This window comes from Agrococcus jejuensis (assembly GCF_007679035.1).
Classification (GTDB): domain Bacteria; phylum Actinomycetota; class Actinomycetes; order Actinomycetales; family Microbacteriaceae; genus Agrococcus; species Agrococcus jejuensis_A.
In genome coordinates this window covers 1-21,285 of record NZ_VEFR01000002.1, presented here as the reverse complement: position 1 = coordinate 21,285, position 21,285 = coordinate 1, and the positions used below count along the sequence as shown (strand labels likewise).

Here is a 21,285-nt window from a genome sequence, read left to right as displayed (position 1 = left end):
CGCGGCGCACCGCACGACGAGGAGGGCGGCATCCGGTCGCCCGGATGCCGCCCTCCTCGTCGTCAGGCTCGCGTCAGCAGGCCGTGCGCCATGCTTCCGGCGAGAGCACGGCGGGGCCGCCGACGTTGAGCACGACGGCCGGCGCGAAGCCGGCGATGGAGTCCTCGACGTCGATCGTCACGCACTGGCCCACCGACAGCAGCAGCGGGCCGCCCGTCGCTCCGGCGATCGCCGTGCCCGACAGGGCGTCGGGGAAGGCGCCACCGGAGGCGACGACGATCGTCTGCGGGTCGGTCGGCTCGACGTACGCGCCCACGAGGGCGGCGTTCGTCGCGTACCGGTCGGCGCCGGCGACGCGCGTCGTCGTGCCGTAGGCGCGCAGCTCGCGCACGACGCCGTCGGAGATCGCGACGCGGCCTCCCACGACGACGATCTCGGACGCGCCGAGCGCGTCGAGCGCCTCCGCCGTGCCGGCGGGCAGGCCCGTCGGCATCGTGAGCAGCACGGGCGCATCGGCGAGGGTCGCCGCGACGCCGCTCGCCGACAGGGCGTCGGCGAAGTCGGCGCCGCTCGCGACGAACGCGGTGTCGGCGGTGCCGAACACCTCCGTCGCGACCGCGGCGGCCGTCGCGTAGCGGTCGGCGCCCGAGATGCGGGTGATCTCGACCTCCGGCCATGCGGCGGCGAGCTGCGCCTCGACGGCGGGCGACACGGCTGCCGCGCCGCCGACGATCGTGATCGACGACGGGGCGAGACGCTCGATCTCGTCGAGCGTCACCTGCAGCAGCGACGCCGAGGGAGTCAGCAGCAGGCTCGCGCCGTCGTGCGCTGCGGCGGGCCCGGCGGCGAGCGCGTCGGCGAAGCCCTCGCCCGCCGTCAGGTAGACGTCGGTGCCCGGCTCGAACTGCGCAGCCGAGGCTGCGGCGCTCGTCGCGTAGCGGTTCGGCCCCGCGAGGGTCGACACCGCGGGCTCCTCGACGGTCGGCGGGTCGAGCGTGAGCCCGACGAGCACGGCGTCGTGGTCGGATGCGCGGTACGCGTCGGGCGCGAAGAGCGCGACCTGCGCCGGCGACTTGAACTCCAGGTTGTAGTCGAGGATCGGCACCTCGTCGGAGTTCGCGTTCCATGCCTGCGCGCCCGTGATGGAGTCGACGAGCGAGTCGGTGGCCATCGCATAGTCGAGGTAGCCGAGCTGGCCGTCGAAGACGTACGAGTACGCCTCCTCGCCCTGGAACCGCTCCTCGAGGTCGACGAACCCGGCGGACTCGAGCGCGACGATCGGATCCTCGTGGTCGTACGAGTTGAGGTCGCCGATGACGAGCACGTCGTCGGTGTCGGCACCCGTCGGATCGGTCGCGAGCCAGTCGGCGAGCGCCTCCGCTGCGAGCGTGCGAGTGGGGTTGCACTCGCCCTGACCGTTCGCGTCGATGGGCTCGCCGCTGCAGGCGGAGCCCTTCGACTTGAAGTGGTTCACGGACACGGTGAGCAGCGCGCCGTCGACGTTCTGCGCGAACGTCTGCGTGAGCGCGGGCCGGTTGCGGTCGGTGTCGAACCGCGGGTCGATGTCGCCGTCGAGCGCTGCGAAGGCGCCCTGCGGCGTCACGACGTCGGCCTTGTAGATGAACGCCTGCGTGATGGCGTCGGTGCCGAGCAGCCCGGTGATGATGGGCGTGTACACCTCCGAGCCCGCGGCCTCGTTGAGGGCGTCGACCAGGGTCTGCACGGCGGTGCCGTTGTTCTCGATCTCGATGAGGCCGACGATGTCGGCGTCGAGCTCGAGGATCGCGGCGACGATCTTCGCCTCCTGGCGGTCGAACTCGGCGGCGCTGTTGGCACCGCGCGAGCCGAGCGTCGTGAAGTAGTTCAGCACGTTGAACGATGCCACCTGCAGCGAGCCGCCCACGTCGGGCACCTCTGGGCGCGGGTTCGCTGCCGTGTAGTCAGCGCCCTCGGTGGGCTGGATGCGCCAGTCGGCGTCGCCGGCCTCGGTGATGCGCCAGTCGAGCGTGCCGGTGACGTTCGCGACGGTGTCGCCTCCGCGGAACAGGTTGTCGAGCGTGGTGGGCTGCCCGTTCGGGTGCAGCGGCGTCACCGGGTTCTGGAGGATGCTCGCATCGTCGAGGATGAGGCGGTTCGCCGAGTTCGATGCCGCGAGCGCGACGGCCTCGGCGGAGCCGGGTGCGAAGAGCGCGGTCGGCTGGAACTGGCGATCGGTGCCCAGCACGATCGTGCCGAAGCGCGCGTACTCGAACGTCTCGATCACCGACAGCGTCTGCGGCACCGTGACGAGCATGCTCTCGAGCGACTCGGGGCTCTGGAGCGGCAGCGAGACCTCGGTGGTGGGCGGCAGGGTCTGTGCCTCGGCGCAGCCTCCGATGCCCGTGATCTCGAGGCGGGTGAGTCCCGCCTCCTCGGCGACCTCGCCACCGACCCGCACCGCGTCGCCGACGGCGACGTCAGCGGCGGCGTCGACGTCGTAGACGAAGACGGCCTCGCTCGTGAGCGCGTCCGCATCCTGGTCGGCGAGCTCCTCCTGCACGACGAAGCCCAGGAGGTCCGGCTGCACGGCGACGACGATGCCCTGCACCTCGACGGCCGAGCCCACGATCGGGCTCGCGTCGCCGGCACCCTGCACGGCGCTGATGAGCGTCACGCCAGGGGCGTCGCACTCGAGGGGATCGAGCTCGTCGACCGGCGGCGGACCGTCGGCGAAGGTGCGGTTGAGGATGCCGGGGGTGTTGTACGCCTCGCCGTCGACGATCGTGCCCGAGGCCCCGCCGATGCCGGCGAGATCGAAGTCGTTGCGCACCCAGTCGGCGGCCGAGTTCGTGTCGGTGCCGTCGGGGATGCGGCTCGCGCCTCCGGGCGCGAAGGGGAGGCCGTCGTAGGCGACGCCGAGCGAGGTCTCCGCGTAGACGACGTCGCGCTGACCGGCGTCGTTCATGCCGCCGTCGTTCACGCCGACCCCGTCGACGATCGTGAAGCCGGGGGCTGCGTCGATGACGCCGTCGTCGTCGGCGTCCACATCCGCGCCGACGGCCGGTGCGGTGCCGGTGCCGAGCAGGATGCTGATGGAGCCGTTCTGCAGGTCGTTCGCGGGCAGCTCGAGCAGCCACAGTCCGTTCGCGTCGGTGGTGCCGGCGACCGGGTAGCTGCGCAGCACGGTGCCGAGGTTCGCCGAGACGTCGCCGCGCACGACCACGAGCGAGTGGCCGGTGAGGTCGGTGCCGGGCGTCGCGTGCAGCTCGATGTACTCGACGTCGTTGCCGGTCGTGCTCGCGGAGAACTCGTTGATCGTCGGGTAGGCGGCGGCGTTCGCGACGCCGGCACCCCCCAGCGCCACGAGGGCGGATGCCGCGAGCGCTGTCGCGGTGGCGACGCTCAGCGAGCGTCGGAGGGCCTGAGGCATGCGTGGTCCAAGGTCCGGTGGTCGGGGGTTGCCGCTCAACCTAGCCAGAACCTGCGACGACACGTCCGTGCCGTTCGTGACGATTCGATGAACCTTGCTCCGGGGCCGGCCCGAGTCTCCCTCGCACGACGATGGGGCGCGTCGGCCGCAGCCGACGCGCCCCATCCGAGCGTGCGATCCCGTGCCTACGGCAGGCGCACGACCTTCTTGTTGAGGAACTCCTCGATGCCGAGCACGCCCATCTCGCGGCCCGTGCCCGAGCGCTTGACGCCGCCGAACGGCAGGCCGGCCTCGTCGGCGAGCACCGCGTTGACGAACACCATGCCGGCGTCGATGCGGTCGGCCAGGCGCGACGCCTGCGACTCGTCGGTCGTGTAGAGGTACGAGCCGAGGCCGAACGGCGTGGCGTTGGCGACCTCGATCGCCTCGTCCTCGTTCGCGACCTTGTAGAGCGACGCGACGGGGCCGAAGAACTCCTGCTGGTAGGCGGGGTTCTCGGGTGCGATGTCGGCGAGCACCGTCGTGCCGACGTGCGCGCCGCCGTCGCCGTGCGGCGCGGCACCGCGCAGCAGCGCCGTGGCGCCGGCGGCGATCGCCGCCTCGATCTGCGTCTCGAGGCGGTCGGCGGCCGCCTTCGACGACAGCGGGCCCAGCAGGAGGTCGTCGTCGGGTGCGCCGGGAGCCTGCTCCGCCATCTTCGCCGTCATCTTCTCGGCGAACGCGTCGTAGAGGTCCTCGTGCACGATGAACCGCTTCGCGGCGTTGCACGACTGGCCCGTGTTGTCGAGGCGCGCGTTGACCGCGTCCTCGACGACCTGGTCGAGGTCGTCGGTCGAGAGCAGGATGAACGGGTCGGAGCCGCCCAGCTCGAGCACGGCCTTCTTGAGGTTGCGGCCCGCGACCTCGGCGACGGCGGCACCCGCGCGCTCGGAGCCCGTGAGCGAGACGCCGCGCACGCGCGGGTCGGCGATGACCTCGGCGGCCTGGTCGTTCGTGAGGAACACGTTCGTGTAGCCGCCGACGGGGAAGCCGGCCTCGGCGAAGATCGCGTGGATCGCGAGGGCCGACTCGGGGCACTGGGGTGCGTGCTTCAGCAGGATCGGGTTGCCCACGACGAGGTTGGGGCCTGCGAAGCGGGCGACCTGGTAGTAGGGGAAGTTCCAGGGCATGATGCCCAGCAGCGGCCCGATCGACGACTTGCGCACGACGGCGCGGCCGTCGTCGGTCTGCAGCGGCAGGTCCGCGAGCAGCTCCTCGGCGTGGTCGGCGTACCAGCGGTAGATGGCGGCGGCGAACTCGACCTCGCCCGTGGCCTGGCTCTTCGGCTTGCCCATCTCGCGCATGATGATCGCGGCGAGCTCCTCGACGCGCTCCTCGTGCAGGTCGGCGACCTTGGCGATGCGGGCTGCGCGATCGGCGACCGACTCGGCGGCGAGCACGTGCCACGCGCTCCACGCTCCTGCGATCGCGGTCTCGAGCTCGTCGGCGGTGACGGTGGGATGCACCTCGCCGGTCTCGCCCGTGGACGGGTTGACGACCTGATACTCCATGGAATCGCGCTCCTTCGCTACCGGATGCCACCCAGTATGGGGGTCCGGACGACGGAATGCATAGGACTTGCGCCCTGACAGGTGCGGAATCGGCGGTGCGGCGTGGTGCGGCCTCGCGACGGCTGCTCGCTGCGCTCGCGGCCTCCTCGACCGTGACCCCTCCGGCATCGGGCTCGGGCTCCTCCGTCGCTCGAACCCGATCCCTCCGGCGTCACCGGAAGATGATGGTGCGCTGCCCGTCGAGCAGCACGCGATCCTCCGAGAACCACTGCACCGCCTTCGTGAGCGTGCGCGACTCCTCGTCCTGCCCGATCGCGATGAGCTGCGCCGGCGAATGCGCGTGGTCGACGCGCACGACGTTCTGCTCGATGATCGGCCCCTCGTCGAGGTCGCTCGTGACGAAGTGCGCCGTCGCGCCGATCAGCTTCACGCCGCGCGCGTGCGCCTGGCGGTATGGGTTCGCGCCCTTGAAGCCCGGCAGGAACGAGTGGTGGATGTTCACGATGCGACCGGCGAGGCGCTCGCAGAGCTCCGGCGAGAGGATCTGCATGTAGCGGGCGAGCACGACGAGCTCGACGTCGTGCTGCTCGACGACCTCGAGCACCCGCGCCTCGAACGCGGCCTTCGACGCGGCGTCGGTCACCGGCACGTGCTCGAACGGCACGTCGTAGAACGCGGCGAGGTCGCCGAGGTCGGGATGGTTCGACAGCACGAGCGGGATGTCGACGGTCAGCTGGCCCGCGCGCTGGCGGAAGAGCATGTCGTTGAGGCAGTGGGCAGCCTTCGACACGAGCACGAGCGTGCGCAGCGGGCGCCCCACGTCGTCGAGCTGCCACTGCATGTCGTACCGCTCGACGATGGGGGCGAGCTCGCGCTCGAAGTCCTCGCGCGGCGCATCCGCCTCGACCTGCAGGCGCATGAAGAAGCGGTCGGTGTCCGCCGACGAGAACTGCTGCGACTCGGTGATGTTGCCGCCGCACGCGACGATCGCCCCCGTGATGGCGTGCACGATGCCCGCGCGGTCGTCGCACGCGAACGAGAGGATCCAGTGATTCGGCACGAGGCAAGAGTCTAGGAGTGCGCGCGCCGACGCGGCGCGCGGCACGTCAGCCGAGTGCCCGGGCGAGGGCTGCGTCGAACGCCGTGCGGATCTCGGCGTCGGAGAGCACGACCTGCGGCTCGAACGTCTGCCAGTACAGCACCTGCACGAGCAGCTCTCCCGCGGATGCCCAGCAGAAGACGGTGCGACTCGTCACCGTCGTGCCCTCGCGCGTCGTCGCGAGGCCGCCGCATACCGCGCCGTGGCCCGCGGGGGCCTCGAACGTCGTCGGCAGCGACTGCGGATCGTCGATGTCGGCGCTCGTGCACGTGGCGAGGTCGGTCGCGATGCGCTCGAACGCGCCCGGGGCGTCCGGGGTCGCCCAGATGCTCGTCGTGATGCCGGTCGGGAAGGGCGGTGCCGGGACGTCGCCGCTCGAGGCCCAGCGGATCGAGGCGAAGGCCGCCTCGGTCTCGAGCGGGAAGCCGGTCACGTACCAGAAGCCCGGTCCGCAGGGCGCCGGTTCCGGCGAGAAGGCCAGGCCGTAGTCGACGAACTGCGACACCCATCCGGCCGGGACGTCGGCGTTCGACGGCAGGAGGACCTGCACGTCCTCGTCGGTCATCGTCGTGCTCGGCCCGAAGGGCGACGGGTCGAAGGTCGGCTGCGCGGCCGGCTCTGCTGCGGGGGTCGGCGTCGCGCTCGGGGTCGCGCTCGGCGACGGCGTCGTCGAGGGCTCCGGCGATGCGGACCCCGGCGTCTCCGCCGACGATGCGCATCCGACCAGCAGCAGCGCAGCGACGAGCGGCAGGACGGCGAGGCGATGAGACGGCATGCCTCATGGTCGTCCGCGGCCTGGACGCCTGCTGCAGCGACCGGCCAGCGGCACGCGGCATCATGGGGGACATGCGCCGTCGCCTGCTGCTCCCGCTCGTCACCGCGCTCGCCATCGCATCCCTCACGGGATGCCAGGCGGGCGCGCTCGCTCCCGACGAGACCGGCACGAGCACGCCGACCACGGCGCCGAGCGACGAGGCGTCGACGAGCGGCGAGCCCATCGAGGAGCCGGTGACGCTGCCCCCGATGCCGCAGCTGTGCGGCGAGCTCGACTCGCCGAGCACGGCAGCGGCCGCCGACGCTGCCGGCTTCGTGCCGAACGCGCAGGAGTGGCAGGCGTCGGGTGACTCGTGGAGCCGCGACGTCGCGCTGCCGGAGCCTGCGCTCACGTGCGCGTGGACGCCCGCGACGGCCGGCGACGTGTTCGTCGTCGTGGATGTCTTCCAGGTCGACGACGAGCAGCTCGACGCGTGGGACGAGTCGGGGGAGTGGGCGTCGACGACGGTCGGTGGCCACGAGGTGCGCTCCGACCAGGAGTCGGGCGTCGACGACTTCGGCACCGTGGGCACGACGTGGGCCGCGGCCGGTGACCGCCTGCTGCGCGTCACCGCGATCGAGGCCGTCGCGACGGGCACGGCGCTGGCCGAGGCGCTCGTGCCGACCGTGCTCGGCTAGGACGAGGGCCGGCCGGCCGCAGCGTCGTCGACGCGATGCGTCAGGCGGTGAGCACGCCCGCGTCGACGAGCGAGCGGTACTCGTCGTCGGAGAAGATGCGCGACCGGATGAGGAAGCGCTTGCCCTCCGGCGCCTCGAGCGAGAAGCCCGAGCCGCGGCCCTGCACGACGTCGACGGTGATGTGCGTGTGCTTCCACAGGGCGTACTGCGACGCGCTCATGTAGAACGGCGCGGGCTCGTCGACGCCGTCGATCGCGAGCTCCTCGAGCAGCACGTCCTGCTGCCCGGTGCGGAACATGCCCTTGGGGTAGCACATGGGGGCGGAGCCGTCGCAGCATCCGCCCGACTGGTGGAACATCACGGGTCCGTGGGCGGCGACGAGCTGCCGGATGAGGTCGGCTGCGGCCTCGGTGAGCGCGACGCGCTCGATCGTGGCGGGGTTCGTGGACTCGGTCATCGTCGACCTCCTGAGGACGGATGCGGGACGCGGCCCGCGGCACCAGGATGGCACCGCGGACCGCGCGTGGCGAGGGCTTGCCGAGGGTCGTCGACAGCCCGGCGCCGATCAGAAGAAGCCCATGGGCCCCTCGGCGTACGAGACGAGGAGGTTCTTCGTCTGCTGGTAGTGGTCGAGCATCATCTTGTGGTTCTCGCGGCCGATGCCCGACTGCTTGTAGCCGCCGAACGCGGCGTGCGCCGGGTACTGGTGGTACGTGTTCGACCACACGCGGCCCGCCTCGATCGCCCGACCGGCCCGGTACAGCTGGGCGCCGTCGCGGCTCCACACGCCGGCGCCGAGGCCGTAGAGGGTGTCGTTGGCGATCTCGATGGCCTCGTCGAAGCCGTCGAACGTCGTCACCGACACGACGGGGCCGAAGATCTCCTCCTGGAACACGCGCATGCGGTTCTGTCCCTTGAAGACCGTCGGCTGCACGTAGTAGCCGCCCGAGAGGTCGCCGCCGAGGTCGACGCGCTCGCCGCCCGTGAGCAGCTCCGCGCCTTCCTGCTTGCCGATGTCGATGTAGCTGAGGATCTTCTCGAGCTGGTCGTTCGACGCCTGCGCGCCGATCATGGTGTCCGTGTCGAGCGGGTTGCCCTGCTTGACCTTGGCGACGCGGTCGAGGCCGTCGGCGATGAAGCCGTCGTAGATCGACGACGCGATGAGCGCCCTCGAGGGGCACGTGCACACCTCGCCCTGGTTGAGGGCGAAGAACGCGAAGCCCTCGAGCGCCTTGTCGTAGAAGGCATCCTTCTCGCGCGCGACGTCCTCGAAGAACACGTTGGGGCTCTTGCCGCCGAGCTCGAGCGTGACGGGGATGAGGTTCTCCGACGCGTACTGCATGATCAGGCGGCCCGTGGTCGTCTCGCCCGTGAACGCGATCTTGCGGATGCGCGGGTGCGATGCCAGCGGGGCGCCTGCCTCGATGCCGAAGCCGTTGACGATGTTGAGCACGCCCGGGGGGATGAGGTCCTCGATGAACGACAGCAGCAGGTGGATGGATGCGGGGGTCTGCTCCGCGGGCTTGAGCACGACGCAGTTGCCGGCGGCGAGCGCGGGCGCGAGCTTCCACACGGCCATGAGGATGGGGAAGTTCCACGGGATGATCTGCCCGACCACGCCGAGCGGCTCGTGGTAGTGGTACGCCACGGTGTCGCCGTCGAGCTCGGAGATGCCGCCCTCCTGCGCGCGCAGGGCGCCGGCGAAGTAGCGGAAGTGATCGGCCGCGAGGGGGATGTCGGCGGCGAGGCACTCGCGTACCGCCTTGCCGTTCTCGTAGCACTCGGCGACGGCGATCGCCTCGAGGTTCTCCTCGATGCGGTCGGCGATCTTGTTGAGGATGTTCGCCCGCTCGGTCGGCGACGTCTTGCCCCACGTCGCGAACGCCTTCCAGCCGGCGTCGACGGCGGCGTCGACGTCCTCGCTCGTGCCGCGGGCGACCTCGCAGAACGTCTGGCCGGTGATGGGCGTGGGGTTCTCGAAGTACTGCCCCTTGGCGGGCGGCACGTACCGGCCCCCGATGTAGTGGTCGTACCGGCTCTCGTACGAGACGACGGAGCCCTCAGCTCCTGGCCTGGCGTAGACGGTCATGGTCACCCTCTCTGACGTCGTTGTCCGGCGGGTTGCCGTTGCGCGGCACGCTACGCGCGGCGACGTTGCAGGAGGTTGCAGGGTGACGCGCCGGTCGAGGGGGCCGCAGCACCACCAGCCGGTCGAGGAGGCCGCAGCCCGACAGCTGGTCGAGGAGGCCGCAGCCGAAGGCTGCAGCCGTCACGAGACCTCGCGAGATGTCCGCTCGGCGCGACCGTGCGCATGGCTGGGTGGGAGCAGCGCTCGCGCCGTCTCGTGACGCGTGCTCGCCGAGGGCTCGCGCGCTCCTCGACCAGGTGGATGGGGGTGCGCCCGCCGACGCCACGCCGCACCAGCCGGTCGAGGAGGCCGCAGCCGAAGGCTGCAGCCGTCACGAGACCTCGCGAGATGTCCGCTCGGCGCGACCGTGCGCATGGGTGGGTGGGAGCAGCGCTCGCGCGGTCTCGTGACGCGTGCTCGCCGAGGGCTCGCGCGCTCCTCGACCAGGTGGATGGGGTGGGCCCGGCGCTAGGCCAGCTCGCGGTCCAGTCGCTCCAGGTGCTCGACCACCGCAGCGCGGCGGGGCGAGCGCGGAGGCAGTCCATGCAGCAGCTGCATCCACGCATCCCGGTCGGTGCGGCCGTGGGTCGAGGCGAAGTCGTACAGCACCTCCGAGGAGGCGGAGGTCAGGATCGCGGTGCGCAACCGCCCGGCGATCTCGTCGCGCGCGGCGACGATGCCCGGGGCGATGGAGCCGGGCACGAGCGGACCGCGGTAGCAGGAGAGGGCGACGCGGTGCGCGCCCCGGTCGAGCAGCGACAGCAGCCGGTCGACGTCGGTCTCGAGCGCCGTCGCGAGCCGGTAGGGACGCGACTCGAGGCGCACGACGCCCGAGAGCGCGCGCTTGAGGCGCGTCATCTCGGCGCGCAGCGTGACGGGGGAGGCGTCGTGCTCCGAGAGCATCGCGGCGAGCTCGCCGCCCGACAGTCCCTCGGGGTGCAGCGCGAGCAGCGCGAGGATCTCGGTGTGCCGCATCGTGAGGCGGCGCTCGCGACCGTCGGTGACGATGCCGGTGTCGACGCCGAGGCACGCGAGCACGGGCACCTCGGTCGGGTGCGCGCCGCGTGCGTGCGTGAGGCGCTGCACGAGCAGCTCGCGCTCGACGGCCGCGGCGGTCGCCTCGAGCAGCGGCAGCACGTGCGGGTCGACGACCTCGCTGCCACCCGTGATGTCGATGACGCCCAGCAGGCCGCCGTGCTCGGGGTCGTGCACGGGCACGGCCGAGCAGCTCCACGGCTGCACGACCTCGGCGAAGTGCTCGGCGCGATGGATCTGGATGGCGTGGTCGATCGCGAGGGCGGTGCCGGGCGCGCTCGTGCCGACTCGCGACTCCGACCAGTCGGCGCCCGCGACGAACAGCATCGACTCGCCGCGCGCCTTGAGGCTGCGGTCGCCGTCGACCCACAGCAGCCGCCCCATGGCGTCGCCGACGGCGACGAGCACGCCCGAGCCGTCGTCGGCATCCCGGTGCAGCAGGCGCGAGATCACGGGGAGCGCGGGGGTGAGCGGATGCGCGGCACGGGCGGCGGCGAGGGCGTCGTCGTCGAGCGCGAGGGATGCCGACACGTCGGGCGCGAGGCGCTCGCGGCGCGCACGATCCCAGGACGCGCGCACGACGGCGCGCTCCTCGCTGCTGCCCGGCTGCGCGAGCCAGGGGCTGAGCGTCGTCACGCAGGCACCCTTGCCATGCGCACACCCTACGCCGGTCGCCCGAGCGCTCGTCATCCGGGGAGGGCCGAGCGGCGTCGGCAGCCCGACTGCTGACGCGGAGTCAGCTGGGACGCTCGCCCCGCTCGAGCGCGGCGAGCGTCGCGTGCACGCGGTCGAGGAAGTCGTCGACCTCGGCCATGTCGTAGCCGTCGCGGAACCTGGTCTGCGTGAACTGCACCGCGGCCACGTCGTCGGCGCGGATCGGCCCCGCCTCGTGGGAGCCCGCAAGGTGCTGGCGCATGGTCGCGACGACCCCGTCGAGCCAGTGATCGACCTGATCCTGGTCGTAGCCCGCGCGGAACCGGGTCGTCGAGAACATCTGCTCGACGATCTCGTCGGGCATGAGGAGCGGACCGGGTTGCATGCTGCGAACGCTATTCGGCAATGCCTGAGAGCATGCCGGTGGCACGCGCGTCAGCGCGACTCGTGCGCGACGAGCGCGGTGCGTGGATGCGGGCGAGCATCGCGTCGACCTCACCTGCGTCGTGGCAGCGCCACGCATGCGCGGCACGTCGGTCTGAGCGACGGTGTGCGAGGACACGAGGTTCGACATGCGGCGACGCTGGCCACCGTGCCGTCGGCATCACGAGCGCAGGCGGCTCGCTCGCGTTCGTGCTCGGCCTGCCGCTGTCGACCCTGCTGGGCCAGGCGCTCGGCTGGCGCTGGTCGTTCGCGGTCTTCGGCGTCGCGTGCCTCGCGGGCGCGGTGCTCGTGCGGCGCATGCTGCCCGCCGTGAACCACCTGCCCGATGTCGCCACGACCGAGACGGGTTCGGTGGCGATGCCGCAGCGCGAGCCCGGCCGGTCGGCGATCGGCGTCGCCGTCGCGGTGTCGGCGACTGCCGTCGTCATGCTGGGCCAGTACGCCTTCTACACGTACATCACCCCGTACCTCGTCGAGCGCGTCGAGCTGCCGGAGGTGTGGCTGAGCCCGGCGCTGCTGTCGTACGGCCTCATGGGCGCGCTCGCCGTCGCGGTCGTCTCGGTGTGGCTCGGGCGCAAGCCGTTCGCGGGCGCCGTCGGCTGCATGCTCGTGATGGCCGTCGTGTGCGTCGTGCTGTCGGCCACGAGCACGCTGTCGGTGGCGTTCGCGGCCGTGCTCCTCTGGGGCCTCGCGATGGGGGCGCTGCCGCCGCTGCTGCAGACGCGCATGCTGCAGGCGTCGCCCACCCACATGCTGCAGTCGTCCACCGCCTGGTACACGACGGGCTTCAACCTCGGCATCGGCGGCGGTGCGCTGCTCGGAGCGCTCGTCTACGAGGGCGTCGGCATCCAGGCGCTGCCCGCCGTGCTGCTGGGCGCCCTCGTCATCGGACTCGTGCTCGTGCTCGCCGACGGCGCCCGGCTCGCCCGTGCGCGTCGCGCGTCGCGCGACGCCTGAGGCGTCAGAGCACGAGGCGCTGCCTCCGGTCGAGCAGCTCGAGCGCCGCGTCGAGATGCCCCGCGTGCGTGAGGGTCTCGGCGAGCACGTGCAGCACGACCGAGCGCACGTCGGCGAAGCGCTCCGGCGGCCAGTCGGGCTCGCGTCGCACCGGCGCGGCATCGAGACGGGTCGCGGCGAGGATGCCGTCGGAGGCGGCGATCGACGCGCGATACGCCGCGACGACCTCGGCGCACGACTCGTCCGGCGCGACGCGCCAGTCCGCCGGGCGGCCCGCGTCGAGCGCGGCATCGTCGGCGGGCCACCAGTCGAGACCGCCGCCGGCCACCACGACCTCGAACCAGTACCGCTCGCCGCCGTACGTCAGGTGCCGCACGAGGCCGATGGGGTTCCAGCCCGACGGCAGCGTCGCGGTGCGCAGCTGCGCATCGTCGAGCGGCTCGATCGCCGTCAGCACGTGCGCACGCGCCGCATGCAGCGTCGCGAGCAGGGCGTCGCGTCCCCGGTCGTCGTCGTGCACGCCCCCAGCGTGCCACCGACGCGCGTCTCGTGCGGCGCGCATGTGGATGCCGTCGGCGCCGACGAGTAGCATCGGTGACGGCCGCGACTGGCGCTTGGGTGGGTGACCACCGGGGAGCGGCCGACCACTGCACGGTCGCGCGCCTGGGCCATCCGATCGACTGCCAAGGAGATGCAGCGTGTCCGACCGCCTTCCCTCGACCTTCAACGACTCCCTCGCGACGGTCGATCCCGAGATCGCCGCGGTGCTCGCGAACGAGCTCGGCCGCCAGCAGCAGTACCTCGAGATGATCGCGTCCGAGAACTTCGTGCCGGTCGCCGTGCTCGAGGCGCAGGGCTCCGTGCTCACGAACAAGTACGCCGAGGGCTACCCCGGCCGCCGCTACTACGGCGGCTGCGAGTTCGTCGACGTCGCCGAGTCGCTCGCGATCGAGCGCGCGAAGGCGCTCTTCGGCGCAGCGTTCGCCAACGTGCAGCCCCACTCGGGCGCCTCGGCGAACGCGGCCGTGCTGCATGCGATCGCGCGCCCCGGCGACACGATCCTCGGCCTGTCGCTCGACCACGGCGGCCACCTCACGCACGGCATGAAGATCAACTTCTCGGGCCGCCTCTACGACATCGTCGCCTACGGCGTCGACGCCGAGACGAGCCGCGTCGACATGGACGAGGTGCGTCGCCTCGCCGTCGAGCACCAGCCCAAGGTCATCATCGCCGGCTGGTCGGCCTACCCCCGCCAGCTCGACTTCGCCGCGTTCCGCGCCATCGCCGACGAGGTCGGCGCGCTGCTGTGGGTCGACATGGCGCACTTCGCGGGCCTCGTCGCCGCCGGCATCCACCCGAGCCCCGTGCCGCACGCGCACGTCGTCTCGTCGACCGTGCACAAGACCATCGGCGGCCCCCGCTCGGGCTTCATCCTCACGAACGACGCCGACATCGCGAAGAAGATCAACTCGGCCGTGTTCCCCGGTCAGCAGGGCGGCCCGCTCATGCACGTCATCGCCGCCAAGGCGACGGCGTTCAAGCTCGCGGCCGAGCCGGAGTTCGTCGAGCGCCAGGAGCGCACCGTGCGCGGCGCGCAGATCCTCGCCGAGCGCCTCACGCAGCAGGACGTGGCCGATGCCGGCATCACGCTGCGCTCGGGCGGCACCGACGTGCACCTCGTGCTCGTCGACCTGCGCGACGCCGCGATCGACGGCAAGCAGGCCGAGGACCTCCTGCACGAGATCCGCATCACGGTGAACCGCAACTCGGTGCCGAACGACCCGCGTCCGCCGATGGTGACGTCGGGCCTGCGCATCGGCACGCCCGCGCTCGCGACCCGTGGCTTCGGCGACGAGGAGTTCCGCGAGGTCGCCGACGTCATCGCGCTCGCGCTGCTGCCGGGTGCCGACGTCGAGGCGCTGCGCGCGCGCGTCGACGCGCTCGCCGGCGCGTTCCCGCTCTACCCCACCCTGTGACCGCGCAGCGCCTCGACGGCGTCGCGACCGCGGCGACCGTCAAGGCCGAGCTGCGAGCGCGCGTCGACGCCCTGCGGGGCGTCGGCGTGACGCCCGGGCTCGCGACGCTCATGGTGGGCGACGACCCCGCCTCGCGCTCGTACGTCTCGGGCAAGCATCGCGACTGCGACGAGGTCGGCATCGCGTCGGTGCGCGTCGAGCTGCCGGCGTCGGCGACGAACGCCGACGTGCACGCCGCCATCCGCGACCTCAACGACGCGGGCGAGGTCACGGGCTTCATCGTGCAGCTGCCGCTGCCCGCGGGGCTCGACGAGCAGGCGATGCTCGAGGCGATCGACCCGGCGAAGGATGCCGACGGGCTGCATCCGACGAACCTCGGCAGGCTGGTGCTGGGCGTGCAGGGCCCGATCGACGCGCCCCTGCCGTGCACGCCGAGCGCGTGCGTGCAGCTGCTCGCCCGCCACGGCGTGCCGCTGTCGGGCGCCGAGGTGTGCGTCATCGGCCGCGGCCTGACCGTGGGTCGCTCGATCGGCCTGCTGCTCACGCGCCGCGGCGTCGACGCCACCGTCACGCTCACGCACTCGCGCACGCCCGACCTCGCCGAGCACGTGCGCAGGGCCGACGTCGTCGTCGCGGCGGTCGGCCGACCGCATCTCGTGCAGCCGGACTGGATCACGCCGGGCGCAGCGGTGCTCGACGTCGGCATCACGCGAGAGCGCGTGCTCGACAACGGCAAGGCGCGCCTGCTGGGCGACGTCGATCCCGGCGTCGCCGAGGTCGCCGGCTGGCTGTCGCCCGTGCCGGGCGGCGTCGGGCCGATGACACGCGTCATGCTCCTCGACAACGTCGTGAGCGCCGCCGAGCGCGCCCTGCTCTAGCAGCCCAGCGTGCAGCGCCCGTGCGCCTCCACGCCGGTCAGAGCGCGCGGTACTGCGCCGTGCGCTCCACGTAGACGGCCGCGTTGCGGTGGATCGAGGCGAGCTCGTCGTCCGTGACCTCGCGGCGCACCTTCGCGGGCACGCCGGCGACGAGCGAACGCGGGGGCACCACCTGTCCCTGCGTCACGAGCGCACCCGCCGCGATGAGCGATCCCTCGCCGACGACGGCGCCGTTCATGACGGTCGCGTGCATGCCGACGAGCACGTCGTCGCCGATCGTGCAGCCGTGCACGACGGCGTTGTGGCCGATCGACACCCGCTGCCCGATCGTGAGCGGCGAGCCCGCGTCGACGTGCAGCGAGCACGAGTCCTGCACGTTCGAGTCGTCGCCGATCACGATGGGCTCCTCCTCGGCGCGCAGGCTCGCGCCGGGGTAGACGCCGACGCGCTCGCCGAGCCGCACGTCGCCGGCGATCACCGCGTTGGGCAGCACGTACGCCGAGTCGGGGATGCGCGGCTCGCGGCCGGGCAGGACGATGACGGTGGCGCGCTCGTGGACGGTCATGCCGCGAGCGTACCGATCGGCGTCAGCGGCGCGATGCGAGCAGCACGAGCACGCCGGCGCCTGCGACGAGCAGCACGCGCAGCACGAGCACGAGCATGGATGCGAGCACGGGCGGCGAGCCCGCGAGCGTCGCGAGCAGGGGTGCGCCGAGCAGCGACGCCGCGAGCGCCCACAGGAGCACGGCGGGCACGATGCGCGAGCGCGCGCCGTGCAGGGCGAGGGCTGCGGCGATCGCGAGGATCGCGATCGGCATCGACCGCGCGAGCGTCATCGCGAGGTCGCCGGCGTCGCCGCTGCGCAGCACCTGCACGGCGGCGGCGGTGACGTAGAAGAGGGCCACGGCGCCCGCGGCGATGAGCAGCGCAGCACGACCCTGGGCGTCACGGCCGCTCAACGCGACGAACGCGGCGGCGGCGACGGCGAGCAGGATCGGCACCAGCTGCACCGCATCCCAGCCCGTCGCCGAGCCGATCGCGAGGAGCACGGCGATGGCGATGGCGTCCGCGAGCGCGGCGATGCCCGCGGCGACCGCGAGCCACACGACGCGCGAGGCGACCGCGAAGAGCGTGGCGAGCACGACGCCGGACGTGCTCCACAGCGCGATGGTGACGGCGAGGTCGCCCGCCGACGGCAGGCCGACGCTCAGGGTGCTCGCGGCGCCCTGCGACCCGATGAGGAGGAAGGCGACGACGAGCACGATGCCGGGCACGAGGCTCGTGCGGCGCGAGGGCGTCGCGGCGACGGGGGCGGATGCCCCGTCGAACTGCCAGCCGCTCGCGGGGCGGAAGGACGCGGCGGGCGGATACGCGCTCGGCTGGGTCACCCCTCGACCCTAGCCCGATCCGTAGGATCGCCTCTGTGCGACCTCCCTCCGGCCAGCAGCTGACCATCTCGTCGACCCTGGGCGGCGTGCGTCTGCGCGCGACCGTCACCGAGGTCGCCGCCGGCCTGCGCGAGCTCGTGCTCGGCGACGTCGACCTCGTCGAGCCGTTCCGCGAGGATGCGAGGCCCGCGAAGGGCCAGGGCATCGTCATGGCGCCGTGGGGCGGTCGTGTGCGCGACGGCCGCTGGACGCTCGACGGCGCCCCGCAGCAGCTCGCCCTGACGGAGCCCGCACTCGGCAACGCGAGCCACGGACTGCTGCGCTACGCCCCGTACCGCGTGCTCGACCACGGCGACGCCTTCGTGCTGCTGCAGGCCACCATCCACCCGCAGCCCGGCTTCCCCTTCCTGCTCGACACGTTCGTGCGCTACGAGGTCGACGACACGGGGCTCACCGTGACGCACGAGGCCGTCAACGCCGGCCCGACCCGTGCACCGTGGGCCTGCGGCGCCCACCCGTACCTCGCCGTCGGCGCCACGCCCGCCGATGCGCTCACGCTCACGGTGCCCGCGGCATCCGCGCTCATCGCCGACGAGCGGCTGCTGCCCGTGCGCACCGTCGCGGTCGACGACGCGGACGCGCCCGCGGGCGCCGACCTGCGCGCCGGTCGTCGACTCTCGGAGCTCGACCTCGACCTCGGGCTCGCCGACGTCGCGCACGTCGACGGCATCGCGACGTCGACGCTGCTCGACGACGCCGGTCGCGGCGTGCGCCTGTGGCAGGACTCGGCCTTCGGCTACGCCGTCGTGTTCACGCCTCGCGACTTCCCGGGCGTCGACGGCGTGCATCAGGCCGTCGCGGTCGAGCCGATGTCGGCCCCGGCCGATGCGCTGAACTCGGGAGAGGGACTCGTGTGGCTCGAGCCGGGGGAGACATGGACGGGGCGCTGGGGCGTCGCGCCCGTCGGACTCGTCTGACTCGCTGGCGGCGTCTGCGCACAGGGCCGTCTGCCCGGCGACGCCATGGGGCATCATGGGAATCTCCAATGCGCCTGATGGCGGGCGCGTCGAACCTCACGGATACCGTGACCGACGACCCCCGACGACAGGAGCCCTCATGACCCCTCGCCGCCGCGCAGCCCTCGCGCTCGCCACGACCTCCCTCGCAGCGTTCGGCCTCTCCGCCTGCGCGACCGCCGACGAGCCCGCGGACACGACCGACGAGACGACGGCTCCCGAGACGTCGACGAGCGACGGCACCACGACCGACTCCGGATCGAGCGCCTACGCCGACGGCACGTACTCGGCCGACGGCTCGTACACGTCGCCGGGCGGCGAGGAGACCATCACCGTCACGGTGACGCTCGCCGACGGCGTGATCGAGGACGTCGAGGTCGAGAATCCCGAGACGACGAACCCGAACTCGCTGCGCTACCAGGGCGAGTTCATCGACGGCATCGCCGCCGAGGTCGTGGGCGTGCCGCTCGACGACGTGTCGGTCGACCGCGTCGGCGGCTCGAGCCTCACGAGCGGCGGCTTCGAGGATGCGCTCGAGACCATCCGCGACGAGGCAGCCGCGTAGGCATGCCTGCGCGGCTCCGGCTCGACGCGATCGGCACGCGCTGGTCGATCGACACGCAGGAGCCGCTCGGCGACGAGGTCGTCGCGGCGATCCGCGACCGCATCGACGCCTACGACCGAGCCTGGTCGCGGTTCCGGCCCGACGCGGCGATCGCTCCGCTCGCCCGCGCGGCCGGCGAGGTGCGGATGCCGCAGGAGTCGGCGGAGCTCGCGACGCTCTACCGCCAGCTGCACGACGTGACCGACGGCGCCGTGACGCCGCTCGTCGGCGCATCGCTCGAACGGCTCGGCTACCGAGCCGACGGCGTCGCCGACACGGGCCTCGCGCCCGAGGCGCCGCCCGCGTGGGACGACGTGCTGCGCTGGGAGGGCACGACGATCCGCACGACGGCGCCGCTCGTGCTCGACGTCGGCGCCGCAGGCAAGGGCCAGCTCGTCGACCTCGTCGGCGACGTGCTCGACGCCCACGGCATCCACGACCGCGTCGTCGACGCGTCCGGCGACCTGCGGCACGCGGGCGCTGGCGACCAGGGGCGCCCCACGCGGGTCGCGCTCGAGGATCCGCGGGCGCTCGGCCATGCGATCGGCGTCGTCGAGGTCGAGGGCGAGGCCTTCTGCGCCTCGGCGGGCAACCGTCGCCGCTGGGCGGGGCGGCACCACATCCTCGACGGCCGCACGGGCGCCCCGACCGACGAGGTCATCGGCACGTGGGTCGTCGCGGAGCGCGCCATGGTCGCCGACGCGATCGCGACGGCGCTGTCGTTCGCGCCCGTCGGGCTGCTCGCGCGCCACTGGTCGTTCGAGCACGCGAGGATGTACGCAGGCGGCCAGGTCGAGGCGACCGGCCGATTCGCAGCAGGGCTGCACGTCAGGAAGGTGGCGGCGTGAGCGCCAAGACGCCCATCGCACGGCTCGACGCCGTGCCCATGCACGTGCTCGTGGGAGCGATCCTCGCGGCGCACGTCGTGCTCGCGGCGCTGCTGTCGCTCACGGGCGTGCTGACGTTCGACGGCATCGGCATCCTCGTCTCGGCGGCGCTCGCCGTCGTCGTGTCGATCGTCGCGAGCCTGCTATTCGGACGCATCGGGCGCCGCCCCGCGGACGTGCCGAGCGCCGCGATCACGGGCCTCCTCGTCGCGCTCATCGCGGCGCCGCCGAGCATGGATGCGCCGACGGGCATCGTCGACCTCGCCGTCGTCGCTGCCGTCTGCGCCCTCGCGGCGGCCGCGAAGGTGCTCGTCGTGTGGCGCGGACGCCTCGTCGCGAACCCGGCTGCCGTCGGGCTCGTCGTGGCGGGCATCGTGCTGCCGCTGCTCACGTCGGGCGTCGGCGTCGAGCTGTGGTGGGTCGCGGCGCTGCCGCTGCTGCCGCTCACGCTCGTCGGCGGCGCGCTCGTGCTGCTGCGTACGCGCATCGTCGCGCCCGCGCTCGTGCTCGTGGCCGTCGGCGTCGTGCTGCAGACCCTCGCGTACGCGTCGTTCACGGGCGACGTCGGTGCCGCGTTCGTGCAGGCCATCGGCCAGAGCCCCGTGCTCTTCCTCGCCGCGTTCATGTTCTCGGAGCCCATCACGCTCCCGCCGCTGCGGTGGCAGCGCATCGCGATCGGCGCCCTCGTCGGACTGCTGCTCGCGGTGCCCGCGCTCGCATCCGTCGCGAGCATCCCGGTCGGCGTCGCCTCCTTCTACCCGGGACCCGCGCTCGCGCTCGTCGTCGGCAACGTCGTCGCATTCCTGCTCGGTGCGCGCCACGGCACGCTGCTGCGGCTCACGGGCCTCGAGCGCGACGGCGACCTCGTCGACCTGCGCTTCGTCGCCGAGCCCGAGCTCGCGCACCGGCCCGGCCAGTGGGTCGAGCTGAGCCTGCCGCACCGCGCCGACCTGCGCGGCCAGCGGCGCGTCTTCAGCGTCGCATCCCCGCCCGGCTCGCCCGAGGTGCGCCTGGGCATCCGTGCCGCCGCACCGATCTCGTCGTTCAAGCAGCACCTGCTCGACATGGCGCCCGGCGACACCGTCGCCGTCACGCGACAGGGCGGCGACTTCACGCCGAAGCCCGGGCAGCCTCGTCTGTTCGTCGCAGCCGGCATCGGCGTGACGCCGTTCCTGTCGCATCTCGGCGCCGGCGACGACGACACCGTGCTGGTGCTGCTCGTGCGCGACGGCGACCCCGTGCCGTTCGCGGCAGCGCTCGCCGAGGCCCATGCGCGCGTCATCGTGGTGACGCCCACCGAGCCCGAGGGCATGCCCGCGCGGTGGGAGCACGAGACGGGACGCATCGACGGCGATCGGCTGCGTGCGCTCGTGCCCGACCTCGCCGAGCGACAGGTGCTCGTCTCGGGGTCGTCGGAGCAGGTGGGCAGGCTGCGGCGCATCGCCAAGGCCGCAGGCGCCCGCCGCGTCCTCGTGGACGCGTTCGCCGGCTACTGACTCGTCGAGCGCGGCGAGGCGGGATGGCGCGGGCCCCGTGGGCATGTGCCATCCCGGAGTGCTGGGCGCGTCGTCGCCGCATGCGGCGGGGCCCGCCGCACCGATGGTGCGACGCGCCCTCTCGTCGTCCCCGCGCCGCACGCGGCGAGGGCCCGCCGCACCAGGGGGTGCGACGAGCCCTGTCGTCGTCTGCGGGTCCGGGCATGGCGAAGGCCCGCCGCACCAGTGGTGTGCGACGGGCCTTCGGTGGTTCCGCGTGCCTTACTCGGCGGGGACGGCCGTGATCTGCGCGACGCCGACCAGCAGGCCGAC

19 protein-coding genes and 1 riboswitch are annotated in these 21,285 nt (G+C 72.9%); of the genes, 8 read left to right on the top strand and 11 right to left on the bottom strand.

Annotated elements, in window-relative coordinates:
• Window positions 1–73: 73 nt before the first annotated feature.
• The 4 genes from FS793_RS07100 to FS793_RS07085 all read right to left on the bottom strand — a co-directional run bounded on the left by FS793_RS07100 (window position 74) and on the right by FS793_RS07085 (window position 6,833).
• The gene (locus FS793_RS07100) at window positions 74–3,409 is read right to left on the bottom strand and encodes an ExeM/NucH family extracellular endonuclease (RefSeq protein WP_144719832.1); all 3,336 of its coding nucleotides are present in this window, start codon (window positions 3,407–3,409) and stop codon (window positions 74–76) included.
• A 185-nt stretch (window positions 3,410–3,594) separates the two neighbouring features.
• Complete coding sequence (locus tag FS793_RS07095; protein WP_144719831.1) at window positions 3,595–4,959, bottom strand: aldehyde dehydrogenase family protein; 1,365 nt, start codon at window positions 4,957–4,959, stop codon at window positions 3,595–3,597.
• 211 nt (window positions 4,960–5,170) lie between these two features.
• Window positions 5,171–6,019, bottom strand: a complete 849-nt coding sequence (gene purU, locus FS793_RS07090; RefSeq protein WP_144719830.1) for a formyltetrahydrofolate deformylase — start codon at window positions 6,017–6,019, stop codon at window positions 5,171–5,173.
• 46 nt (window positions 6,020–6,065) lie between these two features.
• Window positions 6,066–6,833 (bottom strand): hypothetical protein, encoded by a 768-nt coding sequence (locus FS793_RS07085; protein ID WP_144719829.1) that lies wholly within the window; start codon window positions 6,831–6,833, stop codon window positions 6,066–6,068.
• Window positions 6,834–6,904: 71 nt separating this feature from the next.
• Between FS793_RS07085 and FS793_RS07080 the strand changes: the two genes are divergently transcribed.
• The gene (locus tag FS793_RS07080) at window positions 6,905–7,510 is read left to right on the top strand and encodes a hypothetical protein (protein ID WP_144719828.1); all 606 of its coding nucleotides are present in this window, start codon (window positions 6,905–6,907) and stop codon (window positions 7,508–7,510) included.
• A gap of 40 nt (window positions 7,511–7,550) precedes the next feature.
• Here FS793_RS07080 and FS793_RS07075 read toward each other — a convergent pair whose 3' ends face one another.
• The 4 genes from FS793_RS07075 to FS793_RS16160 form a co-directional block, all read right to left on the bottom strand.
• Window positions 7,551–7,967: a DUF779 domain-containing protein gene (locus FS793_RS07075; RefSeq protein WP_144719827.1), complete on the bottom strand. Its 417-nt coding sequence runs from the start codon at window positions 7,965–7,967 to the stop codon at window positions 7,551–7,553.
• A gap of 108 nt (window positions 7,968–8,075) precedes the next feature.
• The gene (exaC, locus tag FS793_RS07070; protein ID WP_144719826.1) at window positions 8,076–9,599 is read right to left on the bottom strand and encodes an acetaldehyde dehydrogenase ExaC; all 1,524 of its coding nucleotides are present in this window, start codon (window positions 9,597–9,599) and stop codon (window positions 8,076–8,078) included.
• A 507-nt stretch (window positions 9,600–10,106) separates the two neighbouring features.
• On the bottom strand, window positions 10,107–11,309 hold the full coding sequence (locus tag FS793_RS07065) for a GAF domain-containing protein (protein ID WP_260980074.1): 1,203 nt from the start codon (window positions 11,307–11,309) through the stop codon (window positions 10,107–10,109).
• A 100-nt stretch (window positions 11,310–11,409) separates the two neighbouring features.
• Window positions 11,410–11,712: a DivIVA domain-containing protein gene (locus FS793_RS16160; RefSeq protein ID WP_186329382.1), complete on the bottom strand. Its 303-nt coding sequence runs from the start codon at window positions 11,710–11,712 to the stop codon at window positions 11,410–11,412.
• Between the two features lie 20 nt (window positions 11,713–11,732).
• Here FS793_RS16160 and FS793_RS07055 point away from each other — a divergent pair, with 20 nt between their 5' ends.
• On the top strand, window positions 11,733–12,728 hold the full coding sequence (locus tag FS793_RS07055) for an MFS transporter (RefSeq protein WP_144719823.1): 996 nt from the start codon (window positions 11,733–11,735) through the stop codon (window positions 12,726–12,728).
• A 4-nt stretch (window positions 12,729–12,732) separates the two neighbouring features.
• Here FS793_RS07055 and FS793_RS07050 read toward each other — a convergent pair whose 3' ends face one another.
• Window positions 12,733–13,248: a DinB family protein gene (locus FS793_RS07050; RefSeq protein WP_260980073.1), complete on the bottom strand. Its 516-nt coding sequence runs from the start codon at window positions 13,246–13,248 to the stop codon at window positions 12,733–12,735.
• A 73-nt stretch (window positions 13,249–13,321) separates the two neighbouring features.
• A riboswitch (ZMP/ZTP riboswitch) is annotated at window positions 13,322–13,404 on the top strand.
• A gap of 22 nt (window positions 13,405–13,426) precedes the next feature.
• Here FS793_RS07050 and glyA point away from each other — a divergent pair.
• Complete coding sequence (gene glyA / locus FS793_RS07045; RefSeq protein WP_144719822.1) at window positions 13,427–14,704, top strand: serine hydroxymethyltransferase; 1,278 nt, start codon at window positions 13,427–13,429, stop codon at window positions 14,702–14,704.
• Window positions 14,701–15,582 carry a bifunctional methylenetetrahydrofolate dehydrogenase/methenyltetrahydrofolate cyclohydrolase gene (locus FS793_RS07040; RefSeq protein WP_144719821.1) on the top strand — a complete coding sequence of 294 codons (882 nt, stop codon included), beginning with the start codon at window positions 14,701–14,703 and terminating at the stop codon, window positions 15,580–15,582. Before glyA ends, FS793_RS07040 begins: the two co-directional genes overlap by 4 nt.
• A 37-nt stretch (window positions 15,583–15,619) precedes the next feature.
• On the opposite strand, the gene FS793_RS07035 is transcribed toward FS793_RS07040, so the two are convergent.
• Together FS793_RS07035 and FS793_RS07030 are read right to left on the bottom strand one after the other, a co-directional pair.
• Complete coding sequence (locus FS793_RS07035; protein ID WP_144719820.1) at window positions 15,620–16,147, bottom strand: gamma carbonic anhydrase family protein; 528 nt, start codon at window positions 16,145–16,147, stop codon at window positions 15,620–15,622.
• Window positions 16,148–16,169: 22 nt separating this feature from the next.
• Window positions 16,170–16,970 (bottom strand): hypothetical protein, encoded by an 801-nt coding sequence (locus tag FS793_RS07030; protein WP_144719819.1) that lies wholly within the window; start codon window positions 16,968–16,970, stop codon window positions 16,170–16,172.
• Window positions 16,971–17,005: 35 nt separating this feature from the next.
• Between FS793_RS07030 and FS793_RS07025 the strand changes: the two genes are divergently transcribed.
• From FS793_RS07025 to FS793_RS07010, 4 genes are all read left to right on the top strand, one after another.
• Window positions 17,006–17,947: an aldose 1-epimerase family protein gene (locus tag FS793_RS07025; RefSeq protein ID WP_260980072.1), complete on the top strand. Its 942-nt coding sequence runs from the start codon at window positions 17,006–17,008 to the stop codon at window positions 17,945–17,947.
• Window positions 17,948–18,086: 139 nt separating this feature from the next.
• Window positions 18,087–18,551: an FMN-binding protein gene (locus FS793_RS07020; protein WP_144719817.1), complete on the top strand. Its 465-nt coding sequence runs from the start codon at window positions 18,087–18,089 to the stop codon at window positions 18,549–18,551.
• Window positions 18,552–18,553: 2 nt separating this feature from the next.
• Window positions 18,554–19,438: an FAD:protein FMN transferase gene (locus tag FS793_RS07015; RefSeq protein WP_144719816.1), complete on the top strand. Its 885-nt coding sequence runs from the start codon at window positions 18,554–18,556 to the stop codon at window positions 19,436–19,438.
• Window positions 19,435–20,973, top strand: a complete 1,539-nt coding sequence (locus FS793_RS07010; protein WP_144719815.1) for an FAD-dependent oxidoreductase — start codon at window positions 19,435–19,437, stop codon at window positions 20,971–20,973. Before FS793_RS07015 ends, FS793_RS07010 begins: the two co-directional genes overlap by 4 nt.
• Window positions 20,974–21,285: the final 312 nt, after the last annotated feature.